Raw genomic sequence first — 18,647 nt, 5'->3', positions numbered from 1 at the left:
ATAGATCATGAGCCGCCGGGACAAGGCGTATGGGCACCCCGCGCCGCCTCTCACCCAGATCCGACCGATGACGAAGGACGCCCGAAATGAGCGCCGAAACGCCTGACTACAAAGACACGCTGAACTTGCCGAAGACCGATTTCCCGATGCGCGCGGGCCTGCCCAAACGCGAGCCGGAATGGCTGGAGCGATGGGAGCGTATCGGGATCTACGACCGCCTGCGCGAGAAAGAGGGCCGCGCGCCCTTCACGCTGCATGACGGGCCGCCCTATGCCAACGGGCACCTGCATATCGGTCACGCGCTCAACAAGATCCTCAAGGACATGGTGGTGCGCAGCCAGCAGATGATGGGCCGCGACGCGCGCTATATCCCCGGCTGGGATTGTCACGGCCTGCCCATCGAATGGAAGATCGAAGAGGAATACCGCGCCAAGGGCATGGACAAGGACAAGGTCGATGTCGTCGATTTCCGGCAGGAATGCCGCAGTTTCGCGACCGGCTGGATCGACATTCAGCGCGATGAGTTCAAGCGGCTGGGCATCACCGGAAAGTGGGAAAAGCCCTATCTCACGATGGATTTCCACGCCGAGCGGGTGATCGCCGAGGAATTCATGAAATTCCTGATGAACGGCACGCTTTATCAGGGGTCCAAGCCGGTGATGTGGTCGCCCATTGAAAAGACCGCGCTGGCAGAGGCGGAGGTGGAGTATCACGACAAGGAAAGCTTCACGGTTTGGGTGAAGTTCGAGGTTGCTGGCATCAGTTCAGATTTCGCCGGTAGCCAAGGTGATGAGCCAATCGGAGGGTGGCCGAAAGACCTTATGGGGGCCGATGTCGTCATCTGGACCACCACTCCCTGGACCATCCCCTCCAACAAGGCCGTGGTTTATGGACAGGATATCTCTTACGGCCTCTACGAGGTGACGGGCACGCCCGATGAATGCTGGGCGAATGTGGGCGACAGGTTCATCCTTGCCGACAATCGTGCCGGTGACGTGATGACCCGTGCGCGGCTGTCGGATGATCAATGGACGCGTGTGCGGGATGTCACCTCCGAGGAATTGTCCAGCCTTTCGCTGCAACATCCCCTTGCCGGGGCCGAAGGCTCTGACGGCGAATGGGACGACCCCCGCGATTTCCGCGCCGCCGACTTCGTCACCGATGAGGAAGGCACCGGGTTCGTGCATTGCGCGCCGTCGCACGGGATGGAGGAATTCGAGCTTTACCGCGATCTGGGGATGCTGGAACAGGTCATCACCTACAACGTGATGGACGACGGGTCCTTCCGCGAGGATCTGCCCTTCTTCGGTGGCACATACATCCTTGATCGCAAAGGAAAAGAAGGCAACGCGAACAAGACCGTGATCGACAAGCTGGTCGAGGTGGGCGGCCTTCTGGCGCGCGGCAAGATCAAGCACAGCTATCCGCATAGCTGGCGGTCCAAGGCGCCGGTGATCTATCGCAACACGCCGCAATGGTTTGCCGCCATCGACCGGCCCGTGGGCGACGGGCAGGACGACTATGGCACCACGATCCGCCAGCGCGCGCTGCGTTCCATTGACGATCTGGTGACATGGACGCCGAAGACCGGGCGCAACCGGCTCTATTCCATGATCGAGGCGCGGCCCGACTGGGTGCTCTCGCGGCAACGGGCATGGGGTGTGCCGCTCACCTGCTTCACGAAGAAGGGGGCGCTGCCGACGGATGACGATTTCCTGCTGCGCAACGCGGAGGTCAATGCGCGGGTCACGGCCGCCTTTGAGGCCGAGGGTGCAGATGCCTGGTATCAGCCCGGCGCGAAAGAGCGGTTTCTGGACGGGATCGTGGACCCGGACGCCTATGAGCAGGTGTTCGATATTCTCGATGTGTGGTTCGATTCCGGCTCGACCCACGCGTTCGTTCTGCGCGACCGCGAGGACGGGTCCGAGGATGGTCTGGCCGATCTCTATCTTGAGGGCACGGACCAGCATCGCGGCTGGTTCCATTCCTCGATGCTGCAAGCCTGCGGCACCATTGGGCGCCCGCCCTATCGCGGGGTTCTGACGCACGGGTTCACGCTCGACGAGAAGGGCAACAAGATGTCCAAGTCGCTGGGCAACACCGTGGCGCCGGAGGATGTGACCAAGCAGTATGGCGCCGATATCCTGCGGCTCTGGGTGGCGCAGTCCGACTATACCGCCGACCTGCGGATCGGGCCGGAAATCCTCAAGGGGGTGGCCGATGGCTATCGCCGGCTGCGCAATACCATGCGCTTCATGCTGGGGTCTCTGGCGCATTTCTCAGACGAGGATCGGGTGGCGCCGGCGGATATGCCAGAGCTGGAACGCTGGGTGCTGCACCGGCTGGCGGAACTGGATCACAAGGTGCGCACCGGCTATGATGCCTATGATTTTCAAGGGGTTTTTCAGGCGATCTTCAATTTCGCCACGGTCGAGCTTTCGGCATTCTACTTCGATATTCGCAAGGACGCGCTCTATTGCGACGGCGATACGGATCGTCGGCGGGCGGCGCGGACGGTGCTCGATTTGCTGTTCGAGCGGCTGACCACATGGCTTGCGCCGGTGCTTGTCTTTACCATGGAGGAGGTCTGGCTGGAGCGGTTCGGCGGCGAGGGCAGCTCCGTGCATCTGGTGGATATTCCCCGCACGCCTGCCGACTGGCTCGATGAGCCGCTGGCGGCGAAATGGGCGAAGGTCCGCGCCGCACGGCGTGTTGTGACGGCGGCGCTGGAGGTGCAGCGCACCGAGAAGGTGATCGGCGCCTCGCTGGAGGCGGCGCCGGTGGTGCATGTGCGCGAGGCGGAGGTTCTCAAGGCGCTCAAGGCGGTGAATTTCGCGGATGTCTGCATCACCTCCGACATCGTTCTGACAGGCGATCCCAGTCCGGCGGAAGCCTATCGTCTGCCCGAGGTGGAGGGGATCGGCGTGGTCTTTGAAAAGGCCGCAGGAGAGAAATGCCAGCGCTGCTGGAAGATCCTGCCGGATGTCGGACGCCATGCGCATCCGGGAACCTGCGCGCGGTGCAGTGAGGCGCTGGGGTAGGGCGAAAGGTGTCTGCCGGCCCCGTCCGGCTGCGGTTTTCCGGCCCCTCCGCGGGGGCGGGAAACCGCATCTTTCCCAATGAAGGCTTTGATCTTATAGGGATTTCTCAGGGATGATCTGCTGGGCAATCCCTGCGAGTATCAGGTAGATCGAACTCAGGACAAGCCCCCAGGTGGCCCAGCTTTCGGGGTGGAAATCCACCCATGCGGCCCAGCCGGCAAAGAAGGTCCAGGCCAGCGCCACGGGCAGGGACACCACGCGCCAGCGTTTCGTGCGCACCGGGTGAATGAACTTCAGCGGCAGGAACATGGTCACCGCCAGCACGGTGACGATGCCGAGAATGATCCAGAAATCAGGCTCCACCGCGAACATCACGATCACCAGCATGTTCCAGCAGCCGGGAAAACCCTGAAACGAATTATCGTTTGTTTTCATCTTCGTATCGGCGAAATACATCGCCGATGCAAAGGTGATGACGATCAGCGTGACCCAACCTGTCCAGCCTGACATCAAGCCCGACTGAAACAGGGCGAAGGCCGGGATGAAGACATAGGTGAGGTAGTCGATGATCAGGTCGAGCAACTCCCCGTCGAAGCGTGGGGCGTTGTGTTTCACATGGTATTTGCGCGCCAGAGGGCCATCGACGCCATCGACGGCGAAGGCGACCACGAGCCAGAGATACATCAGGCTCCATTTCTCCTGCGCGGCGGCGAGGAGCGCGAGCATCGCGAAAACGGCACCCGTGGCGGTGAGCAGGTGGACGAGAAGGGCGCGGGCATGTGGTGTCATGAGGTTGTCATGCCGCAAATTTCCGACCCTTGCAACGGCGGTATCGGGCTGTTTTGGCGAATCAGGATTAACCCGTTGGAATCGCGAAAAATGCCGCTTCGGTATCACGTCGGTAAAACGTCGGTATTGCGTCGGTGCCGCCGTCGCTTGTTCAGCCTTTTGGGCCATGATGAACATGGCGCGCGTTGCCCGTGCGGACCGGGGTGCGGGCGTTGCGCGATCGCGGGCGATGTGCAGAGGGTTCAGCGCGCGGCGGCGGGCGGCGGCGGGACGCGGCGCTGGCGCAGGAGGGTATAAAGCCCGCTGCCCACGATCACCGCCGCGCCGGCCAGCGTGAGCAAGTCGGGGCGTTCACCGAAGAGCCACGCGCCGAGGATCAGCGCGAAGAGCAGGCGGGTGTAGCGAAAAGGGGTGACCACCGCGACCTCGCCCATGCGCATGGCGGCGGTCAGCGCATAGTAGGCCAGCACGCCGAACCCGATGGCGCCGCAGAGGGCGAGCGCCTCGGACCCCTGCGGCAGGCGCGCGCCGCCGGTCACGGCCACCATGGCCGCGCCTGTGGGGATCAGCACCGCGAACCCCCAGACGCCAAGCTGCATCCGCGACAGGATGGGCGGAGCCGCGCGGGTCATCAGATCGCGTCCGGCAAATCCCAGAAGCGCCGCGACCGCCAGAAGCGAGGCGGGATCGAAGCTCTGCGGCAGGGGACGCAGGATCAACAGCACCCCGGCAAAGCCGATGGCGATGGCCGACCAGCGCCGCCAGCCCACACGCTCGCCAAAGACCAGCGCCGCGCCTAGCGTCACCACCAGCGGCGCGGCCTGAAGAATGGCAGAGGTGGCCGACAGCGTGGTGAAAGCCAGCGACAGGGTGAAAAAGACACGCCCGCCAATCTCGAACCCGATGCGCAAAAGCATGACCGGGCGGGCGGCTTCGGGGACAAGCGCGCGTTCGCCGCGCGCCCATGTCAGGCCCAGAAAGATCGCGGTGCCGCCCAGACCGAAAAGCGCGATGATCTCGCCCACGGGCAGGGCGATGGCGGCGGTCTTGATGAATGTATCCTCAACCGCGAACGCGGCCATGGCAAGGATCATCCAGAGGCTGCCGCGCAGGTTGTCCATCACCCGTCCCCGCAAAAGAAAAGGCGCGCCGAAAAGGGCGCGCCGTTTTCGGATGTGAGACTCGGGATCAGGCGGCTTCGGCCCGTTCAGCGGCGTGGCGGCGCTCACTCTCTTCGCGCGACAGCGCGACGGATGTGCGCACACCCTTGCCCACGAACTCCATCAAGCCCGTGACCACACGCTCGTTGGGGTCGATGCCGGCACAGCTCAGAACTTCGCGCCCGTCGCGAGAGCGGGCCCAGCGGGCGATCTGCTCGGGGCCATTGCCGTATTTCTTGTCATCTGCAATGGCATCATCCAACGCTGCCAGAACCACGGCCGCAAACAGCTTGCGCGCCCGGTTGCCCTGTTCATTGTTGAATGCCGTTCCATCAACGAAATCTCGCATCTCGTCGTCCTTGTATTATTGCTCTTGCGTTTTTCGGCGTGACGCCCCTTATGACGAAACTTTGCCGATTCGGATAGCGTATTTTTGCATAGCATCCATGCAATTTGAGCATATCTTTCTGCGTTGGCAGCACGAAATAGGCCGTCTTGTCACCACTTACTCAGCGATATATAGGTGCGCGCACAACCTGATCAACCTTTTGCCACGGTGTCGCCCCATGTCCAAAATCAACGGAAACGAGATTCGCCCCGGGAATGTGCTGGAGCATAACGGCGGCCTGTGGGTCGCTGTGAAGGCGGACCATGTGAAGCCGGGCAAGGGCGGTGCCTTCGCGCAGGTGGAGATGCGCAACCTGCGCAACGGATCGAAGCTCAACGAGCGGTTCCGCAGCGCCGACAAGGTGGAGCGGGTGCGCCTTGAGCAGAAAGATCAGCAGTTCCTTTACGAGACCGACGGAATGCTGGTCTTCATGGATACAGAAACCTACGAACAGATTGAATTGCCAGCAGAAATTCTGGGTGAGCGGCGTCCGTTCCTTCAGGATGGCATGACGATTCAGGTGGAGTTCCACGAGGACGAGGCGCTCAACGCGACGCTGCCGCAGAAAGTGGTGTGCAAGGTCGCCGAGACAGAGCCAGTGGTGAAGGGCCAGACCGCCGCCAACAGCTTCAAGCCCGCGATCCTCGACAACGGGGTGAAGGTGATGGTGCCGCCCTTCGTGGGGCAGGACGAGGACATCGTGGTGAACACCGAAACGCTCGAATACTCCGAGCGGGCCTGAGCGCCGGGGATCGGCGGAGGTTTGCCGATCTCAACGGCGCGGCGTGAGATGGTGCCGCGCCTTTTTTGTCCAGACGGTCAAAAAAAGTGACGCGACGTCATGTCGTGCAGGCCTCCTGCGGGGTCCAGCGCACGGTGGCCTCTCCGGCTGAAAGCGGCCCTTTCGCGCGGTCGAAGCGCAGGTAGGCCAACGCCTTTCCCCCCGATTGCGTGTAGAGCGTTCCGGCCGGTTTGCCGTCTTCGGTGGTGATGGCGGTGCCGACCGGGGCGGCGCCTTCGATCTCGACGGTGGTGAGGCCCTTGCGCAGTTCCGTCTTGTGCTTCATGCGGGCCGTCACCTCCTGCCCGACAAAGCAGCCCTTCTTGAAATCGACGCCGTTCAGCCGGTCGAACCCGGTTTCAAGGATGAAGCTGTCGGGGGTGAGTTCCACGCCAGATTGCGGCACACCGAGCGCCACGCGAAGCGCCTCCCAGTCGGCGGCGTCCTTTTCCTGCCGGGTGTCGCGCCACGCCCGCCAGCCAAGATCGGGGTGGCGCGGATCGGTGAAGCCATCCTCGGGCGGCTCGCCCGTGCCGCGATGCACATGCAGGCCGGTGCGTTCGATGGAGACCTTCGCGCGCAGCTTGTACATGGAAAGCCGCGTCTCCAGCGTGTCGGCCAGTTCCCCGGCGACATCGAGGCCGATGCCATCGTCCAGCGGGGCCAGAAAGAAATCGGCGATATATTTGCCCTGCGGCGTGAGAAGGGCGGCGTAGATCGCGCCGCCCTGCAGACGCGACAGGTCGTTGGTGACGAGCCCCTGAAGAAAGCTCTCTGCCTCGGGGCCGGAGATTTTGAAGATCACGCGCGTGTCGGTCATTTTGAATCCTGTTCCTGTCCTTACCAGTCATATAGGCAGAACGGCAGGGTGCAACAGGGGGCCAGGGAAACGCGATGCGCGCGCCGGTATCGGTGATCATACCCACATTGCAGGCCGAAGCGGCGCTTGCGGGCTGTCTTGCGGCGCTGATGGAGGGGCTGGAGGCCGGTCTGATCCGCGAGGTGATCGTCAGCGACGGTGGATCGCAGGACGCCACGCACCGGATCGCGGACGGCGCGGGCGCGATCTGGTGCGCCGGGCCGCCATCGCGCGGCGGGCAGATCCGCCGCGGCTGCGCGGCCGCGGGGGGCGATTGGTTCTTGATCCTGCACGCCGACACGCGGCTTGCGCCCGGTTGGAGCGGGGCCGTTGCGGCGGCGATGACGCGCCCGGAGACGGCGGGGTATTTCCGGCTGCGGTTCGATGAGGGGGGGCTTGCGGCGTGGATCGTCGCGGGCTGGGCCAACCTGCGCGCGCGGGTGTTCGGCCTGCCTTACGGCGATCAGGGGCTTTTGATCGCGCGCGGCCTTTACGAGGCTGCGGGGGGATACCCCGATATGCCGCTGATGGAGGATGTGGCGTTGGCGCGGCGGCTGCGCGGGCGGCTGCGCGCGATGGATGCGGTGGCGATCACTAGCGCGGAGAAGTACCGAAAGCAGGGGTGGTTGCGGCGGGGGGCGCGCAACCTGTGGACGCTGGCGCGCTACTTCGCCGGGGTCGCGCCGGAGCGGCTGGCGGCGTCCTACCGGCGCTGACCGGGGGCGGTCAGAGACGGGGCAGGCGCGACAGCAGGCGCCCGACGAAGGTGCGCCGGCGGCGGGTGCGCGGCGGGTCCGCGACCGTCTGCGCGGCGAGCCGGTCCTCGGCGGTGGGCCCGCCGGTGTTGAATTGCAGGTGGTAGAGACCGGCATAGATCCCGTCATGGGCGATCAGCTCGTCATGGGTGCCCTCGTCCACCACGCGGCCCTTGTCCATCACCACGATGCGGTCGGCCTCTCGCACGGTGGACAGGCGGTGCGCGATCACCAGCGTGGTGCGTCCCGCGGCGAGCCGGTCGAGCGCGGCCTGAACCACGGTTTCGGACTGCGCGTCGAGCGCGCTCGTCGCCTCGTCCAGAAGCAGAACGGGGGTGTCGCGCAGAAGCGCGCGGGCGATCACGACGCGCTGGCGCTGCCCCCCCGACAGGTTGGAGCCGCGCGGGCCCACCTCTGTGTCGAGCCCGTCCGGCAGTTTTTCGAGAAAGTCGCTGACATGGGCGGCGTCGAGCACCTCTTTCAGGCGCGCGTCGCTGACGTCGGTGCGGCCCAGAACGACGTTTTCGCGCAGCGTTTCGTCGAACAGGAGCGCATCCTGCGACACGACCGAGAACAACCCGCGCAGGTCCGCCACGCTCAGCCGGGTCACGTCCACCCCGCCAACGGCGACATGGCCGTGCTGCGGATCCACCAGCCGCGTGAGCAGGTTGAAGAGCGTCGATTTGCCCGCGCCGGACGCGCCGACGATGGCGGTGGTCTTGCCCGCCTCGGCGCGCATGGTCACGCCGCGCAGGATCTCTGCCTCGCCATAGAACAGACGCACATCGCTGAGCGCGACATCGGGCGTGCCGGACGGGGGCGGGACGGGGGCGGCCGCCTCCCTGAGGGTCGGTTCCGCGTCCATCAACTCGCGGATGCGTTCGATTCCGGCGGCAGCCACCTGCCACAATCCGCTGATCGCACCCAGCCGCCGAAGCGGTTCAAAGGCAAAGATCATCGCGGTAAAGAAGGCCATGAACTGCCCCACGGTCTTTTCGCCGGCGATGATCTCTCCGCCGCCGTAGAACAGGACAGCGAGGAACCCCAGCCCGGCCATGATGTCGATCAGGCCCGGAATGGCGGCGGCCCCGATGGCGGCGCGCACCTCTGTGCCGACAAGACGGTTGGTCAGATTGCGAAACTGGGACGACTGGTAGCTCTCCAGCCGGTTGAGCTTGATCGGAACGATGCCGTGAAACACCTCGTCGAGCCGTGTGGCGAGCCGGGCGCCGAGATCGCGCACCTCGCGGGACCGGCGGCGGACGAACCGTTGCACCACGAGCGAGGGCAGCACCAGAACCGGAAGGCCGATGCAGGCCACCAGCGTCCAGCGCCAGTCCACGTTGAGGGCCACGCCCATGAGCACGACAAGCGAAATCGCGTCGCGCCCGGCGCCGGTGATGATCGCGGACCAGACCTGATTGATGGAGGCCACGTCGGTCTGCACGCGCTGGATCAGGTATCCGGGCGGGTGCGTCTTGTGAAAGGCCACATCCTGCGCCATGAGGCGGTCAAGCAGGGTCGTGCGCACGTCGGCGGCGGTGTGTTGCGAGATCCGGGTGAGCAGAACCTTCTGCACCACGCTTGCAATCGCGCGGCCCGCGAAGATCGAAAAGATCGCCATTCCCACCCAGGCGAGGGCGGAGCCGTCGCCCTGCATGAACACCTGATCGAACATCGGTTGCATCATGTAGCTGAGCGCGCCGAGCATGGAGCCTTCGATCGCCATGAAGACCAACGCCACCAGCAAAAGCCAGACATGCTTGTGCAGGTAGCCGCGCCAGAGCCAGAGGACCAGACCGCGCGCCTGCGCCTTGTCGCGGGCGGCCGCCTGTGCCGTGTCATTCTCTGCGGAGGTCTGGGTCATGACGCGGGCACCTTGCGGTCAAAGCGATCCTGAAGCGCGGCGTGATCGTATTCTGTGGCGATCCAGTCCGCGAAGGGCAGGGGTGCGCGGGCGTTGCGCGCCGCGTAGCTGTCGAGGATGTAATCGAGGATGCCGCTTTTCGTGAAGCGGAAGTGAATGTACCGCGGGCTTAGCATCTTGCGCGCCTCCTCCACCGGGCAGCCTTCCATCACCATGAGCCAGATGGCCGCGGCAAAGCCTGATCGGTCCGCGCCTGATTTGCAATGCATGACGAAGGGGCGGTCGATGGTGCGGAAGGTTTTCAGCAGGGTCTCGATCTCGGCGCGGGGAGCGGCGGCGCGGGCCCTGAGCGGGATGGAAATCAGCCGCAGGTCAAGGTCGCGGCAAATTTCCGCCTCGGTCCAGTGCTGGGCCGATTGCGACACGCCGCGCAGGTTGAGCACGGTATGGATGCCCATGGCCTTCATCTTCGCAAAGCGCCGCCGTGTGGGGTGATTGGAGCGATAGACGCCGGGCGCGATTTCGGAAAAATTGGCCCAGAGGGCGCGCAGGATGCCGTGATCGAACCATGCGTTATGAATCGCCGCGCGGCGGCGGTTTTCGGGCGTGGACAGATCGACATTATAAGAGGCGCGCAGACTGCGTTCCCATGTCTTGAAGCGGTCCTTCAGGCCCATTTCATGCGCTCCGGCAAATGGCCGCCCCGTGCGGGGCGGCGGCGGATCAGCCTCGAACACCGGCAAAGCGGATCTGCCAGTCTTCGCGCTGCTCATCGGTGATCTTGGCAAAGAGCACGTCCGGCACGGTAAAGCCATGTCCCGGCGCCAGCGCCGAGAGGGCGGATGGCACGTCTTCCGGCCAGTCGCGGTCATCGCAGTTCAGCGCGGTCAGAAGCCGGTCGGCGGCATCGGGGATGAAGGGCGCCGACAGCACCGCGTAGAGCCGGATCAGGTTGAGCGAGAAGCGGATCTGCGCCGCCGCCGTGTCGGGATCCGTCTTGAAGATCGCCCAGGGCGCGGCCTCTTGCAGATACTCGTTGCCCGCCACCCAGATGGCGCGCAGCGCGGCGGCGGATTTGCGCACCTCCATCGCCTCCATGTGGGTTTCATAGGCGCGGATGCGGGTTGTCAGCTCCTCGATCAGCGCCGCCTCGCGCGGGCCGGTTTGCCCGCCGGCGGGCACCTCTTCGGAAAAGCGCGAGCGGCAAAATTTCGTCACGCGCGAGACGAAGTTGCCCAGAACGTCGGCCAGATCCTTGTTCACCGATTGCTGGAAGTTCTCCCATGTGAATTCGGCGTCCGAGCTTTCGGGGGCGTGCGACAGAAGCCACCAGCGCCAGTAATCGGCGGGCAGGATGTCGAGCGCCTGATCCATGAAGACGCCGCGCCCCTGGCTGGTGGAGAACTGGCCGCCGTCGTAGTTGAGGTAGTTGAACGACTTGATGTAATCCACGAGCTTCCACGGCTCGCCGCTGCCAAGGATGGTCGCGGGGAAGGAGAGCGTGTGGAATGGCACGTTGTCCTTGCCCATGAACTGCGTGTAGCGCACGTCGTCCGCGCCCTTGTCGGTGCGCCACCAGCGTTCCCATGCGGCGGCGGGCTTGCCATGCGCCTCGGCCCATTCGGCGGCGCAGGCGATATACTCGATGGGGGCGTCGAACCAGACGTAGAAGACCTTGCCCTCCATGCCGGGCCAGTCCTCCTCGCCGCGCTTGACGGGAATGCCCCAGTCGAGATCGCGGGTGATGCCGCGATCCTGCAAGCCGTCGCCGTCATTCAGCCATTTCTTCGCGATGGAGGTGGTCAGGATCGGCCAGTCGGATTTGGAGTCGATCCACGCTTCCAGCCTGTCCCGCATCTGCGACTGACGCAGATAGAGGTGACGGGTTTCGCGCACCTCAAGGTCGGTGGAGCCGGAGATCGCGCTGCGCGGGTCGATCAGGTCGGTGGGGTCGAGCTGCTTGGTGCAGTTCTCGCACTGGTCGCCGCGCGCCTTCTCGTATCCGCAGTTGGGGCAGGTCCCCTCGATGTAGCGGTCGGGCAGGAAACGGCCGTCGGCCTTGGAATAGACCTGCTTTTCCACCACTTCCTCGATCAGCCCGGCCTCAAAGAGCTTGCCGGCGAAATGCTGCGTCAGCTTCTGGTTCTGCGGGCTGGAGGAGCGGCCGAAGTGATCGAAGGAGAGGCCGAAACCGTCCGCGATTGCCGACTGCACACCGTGCATTTCGGCGCAGTATTCGGCCACCGGCTTGCCGGCCTTGGCGGCGGCCAGTTCGGCGGGGGTGCCATGCTCGTCTGTGGCGCAGAGGAACATCACCTCATGTCCGCGCCCGCGCTGATAGCGCGCGAATAGATCGGCGGGCAGCTGGCTGCCCACGAGGTTGCCCAGATGCTTGATCCCGTTGATATAGGGAATGGCAGAGGTGATGAGATGGCGCGCCATGTATGGTCTTCCCGTTATCCGTCTGTCGCCCCCCTCTAGAGCAATCCGGCGGGCAGTGCCAGAGGCCAGCGCCGCCGGGGCCGGCGCGCGGATCAGACCGGGTTGGGCAGGGGGCGGCCCTCGGCATGGGCGAGGCAATTGTCCACCGCCATGTGCCCCATCGCGACCCGCACCTCAAGCGCGGCGGTGCCCAGATGCGGCAGCAGCGTGGCAGTGTCCAGCGCGCGCAGCGCCTCGGGCACATGCGGCTCATGCTCATAGACATCGAGCCCGGCACCGGCGATGCGGCGTTCGCTCAGCGCGTCGATCAGGGCAGCCTCATCCACCACGTCGCCGCGCGAGATGTTGATCAGATGGGCATGGGCGGGCATGGAGGCCAGCACGCCGGCATCGACGGTGTGGCGCGTGTCCGCCCCGCCCGGCAGCGCGGCCACCAGAATGTCGCACTGCGCGGCGAGGGCTGACAGGCCATTGACCCGTTCGGCCGGAAATTCGAGCGCCTTTTCGGAGCGGTTGAAGTATTTCACCGTCATGCCGAAGCCGTAGTGGCAGCGCCGGGCGATGGCTTGCCCGATGCGGCCCATGCCGAGAATGCCCACCGTCTTGCCCGACAGGTGCAGGCCGAGCATCTGCGTGGGGTGCCAGCCCTCCCAAGCGCCGGAGCGCACGAGGCGTTCGCCCTCCGCGGCGCGGCGGGCGGACATGAGCATCAGCGTCATGGCCAGATCGGCGGTCGCGTCGGTGACGGCGCCGGGGGTGTTGGTGACGGCCACCCCGGCGGCGCGCGCGGCGTCCACGTCGATATGGTTATATCCCACGCCGAAGTTCGCCAGCAGGCGGCAGCGCGGATCGGGCACATCGGCAAAGACCACGGCGGAAAAGGCATCGCGCAGGGTGGGTAGCACCACGTCGTAGTCGCGCAGCGCCATGCGCAGTTCGTCATCGGACAGCGGCGCGGTGGATTCGCGCCGGGTCACGTCGAAGGCGGGGCGCGCGGCCTCCACCACCGGGTCGGGCAGCGGGCGGGTGATCAGCAGTTTCGGCGGCATCAGTGCATCCGCCCGCCGTTCGGCACCCGCTCATCGGGGCCAATGAGCACGATTTCCCCGGTCGCGTCGGGCAGGCCGAGCACGAGAACCTCGGACCGGAACTTGCCGATCTGGCGCGGCGGGAAGTTCACCACCGCGAGCACCTGCTTGCCGATCAGCACGCCGGGGTCGTAATGCGCGGTGATCTGGGCGGAGGTCTTGCGCTCTCCGATCTCGGCGCCGAAATCGACCCAGAGCTTGAGCGCGGGCTTGCGCGCCTCGGGATAGGGTTCGGCATGGGTGACAGTGCCCACGCGGATATCGACCTTCAGAAAATCGTCAAAGGAAATCTCAGCCATTGGACAGCTCCCGCGAACGGTTGGCGGCGGCGGCCACGGTGTGTTTCAGCAGCGGCGGCAGCCCGGTTTCGGTATCCATGAGCACGTCGAGCCCGGCCTGCGTGGTGCCGTTGGGGCTTGTGACGTTGCGGCGAAGCTGCGCGGGATCTTCGGGCGCCTCCATCGCCAGCGCGCCGGCGCCCGCCACGGTTGCCTTGGCCAGTTGCATCGCCAGATCGGGGGCAAGGCCCTGCGCCTCACCCGCGGCGGCGAGACATTCGATCATGTGAAAGACATAGGCTGGACCGGAGCCGGAGACGCCGGTGACGGCATCCATCTGCGACTCGCCCTCAAGGCGCACCACCTCGCCCACGGCGGCCAGAAGGGTTTCGGCCAGATCGAGCCGCGCCGCGCCCGCCTGCGCGTTGCCGATGATCGCGGTGATGCCGCGCCCGATGGCGGCGGGGGTGTTGGGCATGGCGCGGATGACGGGCGTCTGGTCGCCCAGCATCGCCTCGTAGCTGTCGATGCCGATGCCGGCCGCCACCGACAGGAACAGCGTTTCGCCGTTGCCCATGGCTTTGAGAACGGGCAACGCCTCGGCCATGACCTGCGGTTTCACGGCGATGAGCACCACCGCCGGGGCCTGCGGGAGATCCGCGTTCACATGCACGCCGGTTTCACGCAGCCAGTCGCCGGGGTTGGGATCCTGCACCCAGACCGAAGAGGAGGGCAGACCGTCGCGCAACCAGCCCTGAAGCAGGGCGGACCCCATCTTGCCGCAGCCCAGAAGCACAAGACCGCGTTCGGCCACGAAATCCAGATTCATTGCAAACCCCCTGTCTGTGTCGTCGGGGGCCAGTGTTACGCGCGGCTGGAAGCCTGTGCAAGTTAGGCGCGGCCGTAAGCCTCTGCGATGGCGACCTGCATGGCCTGCTCGACCGTCCGGTCGCCCCAGATGGCAAGCTGAATCGCGGGATAGAAGCGTTCCGCGCTTGTCACGGCGGTGTTGATCAGCGTGTCGATCTGTTCGGGGCCCGCGATCTGTCCGCCCGCGAGCACAAGCCCGTAGCGGTAGATCATGAGTTTCTGCGCGTCCCAGTAGGTGAAGGCGCCAGCCCAACACTGATCGTTCATCGCGTTGAGCGTCTCATAGAGCTTGGGCAGTTCCTCGGCGGGCGGCTCCATCTCGAAGGAGCAGATCAGCCGCAGGGTTTCGTCGAACCCCGACCATGCGAGGGTGATGGAGTAGGTGCGCCACTGCCCTTCGACCGCCATTGCGATCTGGTCGTCGGCGATGCGGTCAAAACTCCAGTCGTGATGTTCGGCGAGATATTCGACGATGTCGATGGGGTGTAGGTCTTCTTCGAGGATGTGTTCGGACAATGCCATTTCGCCACCTCTTTCCCTGTTGCGCCAGGGGGAGGGCAGCGCCCCAAGCGCTTGATATCTGCTCTAGGGGTGCGTTGTCACAAGCATCCCCTTACTAGATATGGTGCTGTGCCGGGGGGGATGTGTAAAGCGATATTTTTGTGGATAACGCAATAAGTTGTGGATTACCGCCAGCGGGCCACAAGAACTTTGGGGCCTACGTGCGGCCTGTCCGTGCCCCACATGTGGACAATCCGCCGCGCCGCCGCGCATCAGGCAGGCGCTCGCGGATCCGCGCGAAATGGCACGAATATCCGACCCTTCCGGCGGGAGGGCCCGCATCTATGACCTCAATGGCACAAAGAGGGGCGGGAAACAGGTTTCAGGGCCGGTTCGGCGCGACAGCACCGGCGCGCTTCGCTATAGTCACCGCAAAGCGGCCCGCGAGGGGCCCGACCAGAACCTTGAGACGCAGAGCCGCAATGCCCAACCTGTTTGCCCAATTCGTGATAGCGATCTGGCCGTTCGTGGCCTATGCGCTGTTTCGGTCCTTGCCGATGGGGCGGGCCTTGATCTGGGCGACGTTGATCGCCTTTCTTCTGTTGCCTCCGCGCCCGGCGGGGTTCGATTTTCCCCTCATGCCGCCGCTGAACAAGGAAACTCTGCCAAATCTTTCGATTCTGCTGGTTGCCTTCCTGTTTCTGGGAAAACGGCTGAGCCTGATGCCGCGGTCATTGACGGGTCGCGGGCTCGCCCTGCTTTTCGTGCTTTCCCCGATCGCGACGGTGGCCGTCAATGGAGAGTCGCTGAACTATGGCCTGGAGACGATACGGGGGCTGGGCGTGCGGGATGCGCTGGCGCTGACGATCACGCAGGGGATCTTCCTGATCCCTTTCCTGCTCGCATGCCGGTTCTTGCGCGATGAAGCGGCGCAGCGCGATCTTCTTCTGGCGCTGGTGATCGGCGGGCTTGCCTATTCGCTGCCCATCCTTCTTGAGGTGCGGATCAGCCCGCAGCTCAATATCTGGATCTACGGGTTTTTCCAGCACATGTTCGAGCAATCCATCCGGGGTGACGGATATCGCCCCATCGTTTTTCTGTATCACGGGATCTGGGTTGCGTTCTTCGTCATGTGCAGCTTTGCCGCGGCGCTTGCCCTTGGCCAGACAGCGGACGGAATGTCGAGGTTGAAGTATCTTCTGGTGGCGCTCTGGCTCGCCATCGTTCTTGTGCTGTGCAAGACGCTTGGTCCCCTGATCTACGCGGTCTTCTTCGGCGCGGCGGTCATGTTCCTGACGCGGCGGATGATGATACGGCTCGCGGTGGTGCTCGCGGTGATCGCGCTGACCTATCCGGTGCTCAAGGGTGCGGACCTCGTGCCGACCCAAGCGATCCTGTCGCAGGCCGAGAAGGTCAGCGCCGAGCGCGCGAACTCCCTTCGGTTCCGGTTCGACAATGAGGACATGCTTCTGGAACGCGCGCGGCAGAAACCGTTGTTCGGCTGGGGAAGCTGGGGCCGCAATCATATGCGCAACCCGGTGGACGGCACGATCGAGACCGTCGCGGACGGGCGCTGGGTGATCACCTTCGGGGTCTACGGATGGACGGGCTATGTGGCGGAGTTCGGGTTGCTGGCGCTGCCGATCTTCCTGTTGTTTCGGGAAGTCGGGCGGCTTGACCGTGGTCGGGTGCCGCCGGTGCGGCGTCGTCCGCGTCTTCAGATTCCCGTCGTCCTGCGCCGGCGCGGACCGGATGCCGACAGGCTGCGCCCCTCGCCCTATATCGGGCCGCTTGCGCTTCTTCTGGGGGTGAACATGATGGAGCTTCTGCCCAATGCCACGTTGACCCCCATCACCTGGCTGATTTCCGGGGCGCTTCTGGGGCACGCGGAACTGCTGGCCGAACATCGCAGCGCGGCGCACGAGGCACGTGACGGCGCGATTGGCAGGGCCGAACCGGACGTTCCGAAGGCGTTGCCGGCGCAGTCCGCGCCCAAACGCCGCCGAAGCGTGCTTTGAGTCTCGGCATGGCAAAGCCCCGCGTTCTGATCATCGCCGAAGCGGCCAATCCCGAATGGGTGAGCGTGCCGTTGATCGGCTGGTCGCTGTCGCAAGCGCTTGGCGCGGTGGCGGATGTGCATGTGGTCACGCAGATCCGCAACCGCGAGGCCCTCCTGCGCGCAGGCTGGCAGGAGGGGCGGGAGTTCACGGCAATCGATTCCGAAGCCTTCGCGCGGCCGCTGTGGCGACTGGGCAGCGCGCTGCGAATGGGCGAGGGCAAGGGCTGGACCATGCTTCAGGCGGTGAGCGCGCTGTCCTACCCGTATTTCGAGCGGCTGGTGTGGCACCAGTTCGGAAAGCGGATCGCGGCGGGGGTCTTCGACGTGGTGCATCGGGTCACGCCGCTTTCGCCAACCGTGCCGAGCCTTCTGGCGGCACGCTGCGCGCGGGCGGGCGTGCCCTTCGTGCTTGGCCCGCTCAACGGCGGCGTGCCCTGGCCCAAAGGGTTTGACGCCGAGCGGCGGCGCGAGCGGGAATGGCTGTCCTATCTGCGCGGCGCCTATAAGGCCCTGCCGGGGCGGCGGGCGACATTGCGTCACGCGGCGGCGATCCTTGTGGGGTCACACCATACCGAAAGTGAAATCCCCACGGCGCAGCGCGGGAAATGCGTCTATCTGCCGGAGAACGGCATTGATCCGGCGCGGTTCAGCCGTCAGGCGACCCCTGCGCCGGGGGCGCTGCGGGCCTGTTTCGTGGGGCGCATGGTGCCCTACAAGGGGGGCGATATGTTATTGGAGGCGGCGGCGCCGCTTCTGCAGGCGGGTCGGATGACGCTGGACATGGTGGGCGACGGGCCGATGCTGCCGGTGCTGAGGGCACAGGCCGAGACGCTCGGGATCGCTCAGGCGGTGACGTTTCATGGCTGGCTGGCGCATGAGGATGTGCAGGATGTGCTGTCGCGCGCGCATGTGCTCAGCTTTCCGTCGATCCGCGAATTCGGCGGCGGCGTGGTGCTAGAGGCGATGGCGCTTGGGATGCCTGCGTTGATCGTGGATTACGCCGGGCCGGGGGAGCTTGTGACGCCGGACGTGGGCTTCAAGGTGCCGATCGGCACACGGGCAGAGATCGTACCGCGGTTTCGCGCGGCGCTGGAGGATCTGTCGGAGCATCCCGGAAAGGCCGCCGAGGCGGGGGCGCGGGCACGCGAACGGGTGGCGGCGCATTTCACATGGCCGCGCAAGGCCGCGCAGGTGGCGCGGGTCTATGACTGGGTGCTGGGGCGGGGCGGCAAGCCATCCTTTTTCGATGACGCGCCCTTTGATGCCCCCTGAGAGATCACCCGCGCGGGCACGCCCGCCACGGTGACGCCGGAGGGCACGTCGCCGGTGACCACCGCGTTCGCCCCGATTACCACATTGTCGCCCACGCGCAGCGGGCCCATGAGCTTGGCGCCCGCACCGATGTCCACATGCCCGCCGACGTTCACCGCATTGGCAAGCGTGACCTGTTGAAAAATCAGGCAGTTGGGGCCGATCCGGGCGTCGGGGTGCAGGATGATGCCCGTCGGATGGGGTAACAGGAGACCGCCCCCGATCTGCATTTGCAGATGAATCTCCGATTGCGTGATCACCGACCAGACGCGATGCACCAAGGCCCAGTATTTCGAGGCGAGCCAGCCGAATAAACCGCCGCGGGCGCGGGCGGCCTGATAGCGGCGGATCGTACGCAGAAGTTTCGGCCCCGGATCCCAGAAGCGGCGGATCGCCTCGCGCGTCCAGTCGGGATCGGTTGCCGATACGTTCATATCCTGTTCCAATCCGCTCTCCTG

Annotated in this window: 16 protein-coding genes and 2 pseudogenes; 5 read left to right on the top strand and 13 right to left on the bottom strand. The window is 65.1% G+C overall.

Annotated elements, in window-relative coordinates:
- The first annotated feature begins 86 nt into the window (after window positions 1–86).
- Window positions 87–3,041, top strand: coding sequence for an isoleucine--tRNA ligase (gene ileS, locus BMW66_RS05130; RefSeq protein ID WP_093116124.1), 2,955 nt, complete (start codon window positions 87–89; stop codon window positions 3,039–3,041).
- Between the two features lie 93 nt (window positions 3,042–3,134).
- On the opposite strand, the gene BMW66_RS05125 is transcribed toward ileS, so the two are convergent.
- The 4 genes and pseudogenes from BMW66_RS05125 to BMW66_RS05115 all read right to left on the bottom strand — a co-directional run bounded on the left by BMW66_RS05125 (window position 3,135) and on the right by BMW66_RS05115 (window position 5,339).
- A complete protein-coding gene (locus BMW66_RS05125; RefSeq protein WP_093116122.1) occupies window positions 3,135–3,830 on the bottom strand; it encodes a CDP-alcohol phosphatidyltransferase family protein in 696 nt (231 codons plus the stop codon).
- Between the two features lie 284 nt (window positions 3,831–4,114).
- Window positions 4,115–4,555, bottom strand: a pseudogene (locus tag BMW66_RS20850) (EamA family transporter); the annotation flags it as partial.
- Window positions 4,553–4,951 (bottom strand): annotated as a pseudogene (locus tag BMW66_RS20845) (EamA family transporter); the annotation flags it as partial. The pseudogenes BMW66_RS20845 and BMW66_RS20850, both read right to left, overlap by 3 nt.
- Window positions 4,952–5,018: 67 nt before the next feature.
- Window positions 5,019–5,339, bottom strand: coding sequence for a DUF6280 family protein (locus BMW66_RS05115; protein ID WP_093116120.1), 321 nt, complete (start codon window positions 5,337–5,339; stop codon window positions 5,019–5,021).
- Window positions 5,340–5,556: 217 nt separating this feature from the next.
- Between BMW66_RS05115 and efp the strand changes: the two genes are divergently transcribed.
- Entirely contained in the window at window positions 5,557–6,120 is a 564-nt protein-coding gene (gene efp / locus BMW66_RS05110; RefSeq protein WP_093116118.1) for an elongation factor P, read from the top strand.
- 97 nt (window positions 6,121–6,217) lie between these two features.
- On the opposite strand, the gene ygfZ is transcribed toward efp, so the two are convergent.
- On the bottom strand, window positions 6,218–6,979 hold the full coding sequence (ygfZ, locus tag BMW66_RS05105) for a CAF17-like 4Fe-4S cluster assembly/insertion protein YgfZ (protein WP_093116116.1): 762 nt from the start codon (window positions 6,977–6,979) through the stop codon (window positions 6,218–6,220).
- 74 nt (window positions 6,980–7,053) lie between these two features.
- Here ygfZ and BMW66_RS05100 point away from each other — a divergent pair, with 74 nt between their 5' ends.
- Window positions 7,054–7,734: a TIGR04283 family arsenosugar biosynthesis glycosyltransferase gene (locus BMW66_RS05100; protein ID WP_093116115.1), complete on the top strand. Its 681-nt coding sequence runs from the start codon at window positions 7,054–7,056 to the stop codon at window positions 7,732–7,734.
- Window positions 7,735–7,744: 10 nt separating this feature from the next.
- Here BMW66_RS05100 and BMW66_RS05095 read toward each other — a convergent pair whose 3' ends face one another.
- From BMW66_RS05095 to BMW66_RS05065, 7 genes are all read right to left on the bottom strand, one after another.
- Window positions 7,745–9,640, bottom strand: a complete 1,896-nt coding sequence (locus tag BMW66_RS05095) for an ABC transporter ATP-binding protein (RefSeq protein WP_093116113.1) — start codon at window positions 9,638–9,640, stop codon at window positions 7,745–7,747.
- Window positions 9,637–10,317, bottom strand: a complete 681-nt coding sequence (locus BMW66_RS05090) for a tyrosine-protein phosphatase (protein WP_093116111.1) — start codon at window positions 10,315–10,317, stop codon at window positions 9,637–9,639. Before BMW66_RS05090 ends, BMW66_RS05095 begins: the two co-directional genes overlap by 4 nt.
- Before the next feature lie 46 nt (window positions 10,318–10,363).
- Window positions 10,364–12,082, bottom strand: a complete 1,719-nt coding sequence (metG, locus tag BMW66_RS05085) for a methionine--tRNA ligase (protein ID WP_093116109.1) — start codon at window positions 12,080–12,082, stop codon at window positions 10,364–10,366.
- Between the two features lie 92 nt (window positions 12,083–12,174).
- A complete protein-coding gene (locus tag BMW66_RS05080; protein ID WP_093116107.1) occupies window positions 12,175–13,131 on the bottom strand; it encodes a 2-hydroxyacid dehydrogenase in 957 nt (318 codons plus the stop codon).
- A complete protein-coding gene (locus BMW66_RS05075) occupies window positions 13,131–13,469 on the bottom strand; it encodes a tRNA-binding protein (RefSeq protein WP_093116105.1) in 339 nt (112 codons plus the stop codon). Before BMW66_RS05075 ends, BMW66_RS05080 begins: the two co-directional genes overlap by 1 nt.
- On the bottom strand, window positions 13,462–14,277 hold the full coding sequence (proC, locus tag BMW66_RS05070) for a pyrroline-5-carboxylate reductase (RefSeq protein ID WP_093116103.1): 816 nt from the start codon (window positions 14,275–14,277) through the stop codon (window positions 13,462–13,464). Before proC ends, BMW66_RS05075 begins: the two co-directional genes overlap by 8 nt.
- Before the next feature lie 62 nt (window positions 14,278–14,339).
- Window positions 14,340–14,840, bottom strand: coding sequence for a type III secretion system chaperone family protein (locus BMW66_RS05065; RefSeq protein ID WP_093116101.1), 501 nt, complete (start codon window positions 14,838–14,840; stop codon window positions 14,340–14,342).
- A 461-nt stretch (window positions 14,841–15,301) separates the two neighbouring features.
- On the opposite strand from BMW66_RS05065, the gene BMW66_RS05060 reads away from it, so the two are divergent.
- Window positions 15,302–16,837 carry a hypothetical protein gene (locus BMW66_RS05060; protein ID WP_093116099.1) on the top strand — a complete coding sequence of 512 codons (1,536 nt, stop codon included), beginning with the start codon at window positions 15,302–15,304 and terminating at the stop codon, window positions 16,835–16,837.
- An 8-nt stretch (window positions 16,838–16,845) separates the two neighbouring features.
- The gene (locus BMW66_RS05055; RefSeq protein ID WP_093116097.1) at window positions 16,846–18,150 is read left to right on the top strand and encodes a glycosyltransferase family 4 protein; all 1,305 of its coding nucleotides are present in this window, start codon (window positions 16,846–16,848) and stop codon (window positions 18,148–18,150) included.
- On the opposite strand, the gene BMW66_RS05050 is transcribed toward BMW66_RS05055, so the two are convergent.
- Window positions 18,081–18,635, bottom strand: coding sequence for a serine O-acetyltransferase (locus BMW66_RS05050; RefSeq protein ID WP_245729365.1), 555 nt, complete (start codon window positions 18,633–18,635; stop codon window positions 18,081–18,083). The genes BMW66_RS05055 and BMW66_RS05050 overlap by 70 nt on opposite strands.
- Between the last annotated feature and the right edge of the window lie 12 nt (window positions 18,636–18,647).

The sequence above is a fragment of the Salinihabitans flavidus genome, assembly GCF_900110425.1.
Taxonomy (GTDB): domain Bacteria; phylum Pseudomonadota; class Alphaproteobacteria; order Rhodobacterales; family Rhodobacteraceae; genus Salinihabitans; species Salinihabitans flavidus.
Note: the sequence above shows the minus strand (reverse complement) of the source record. Positions and strands in the feature narration are given on the sequence as shown.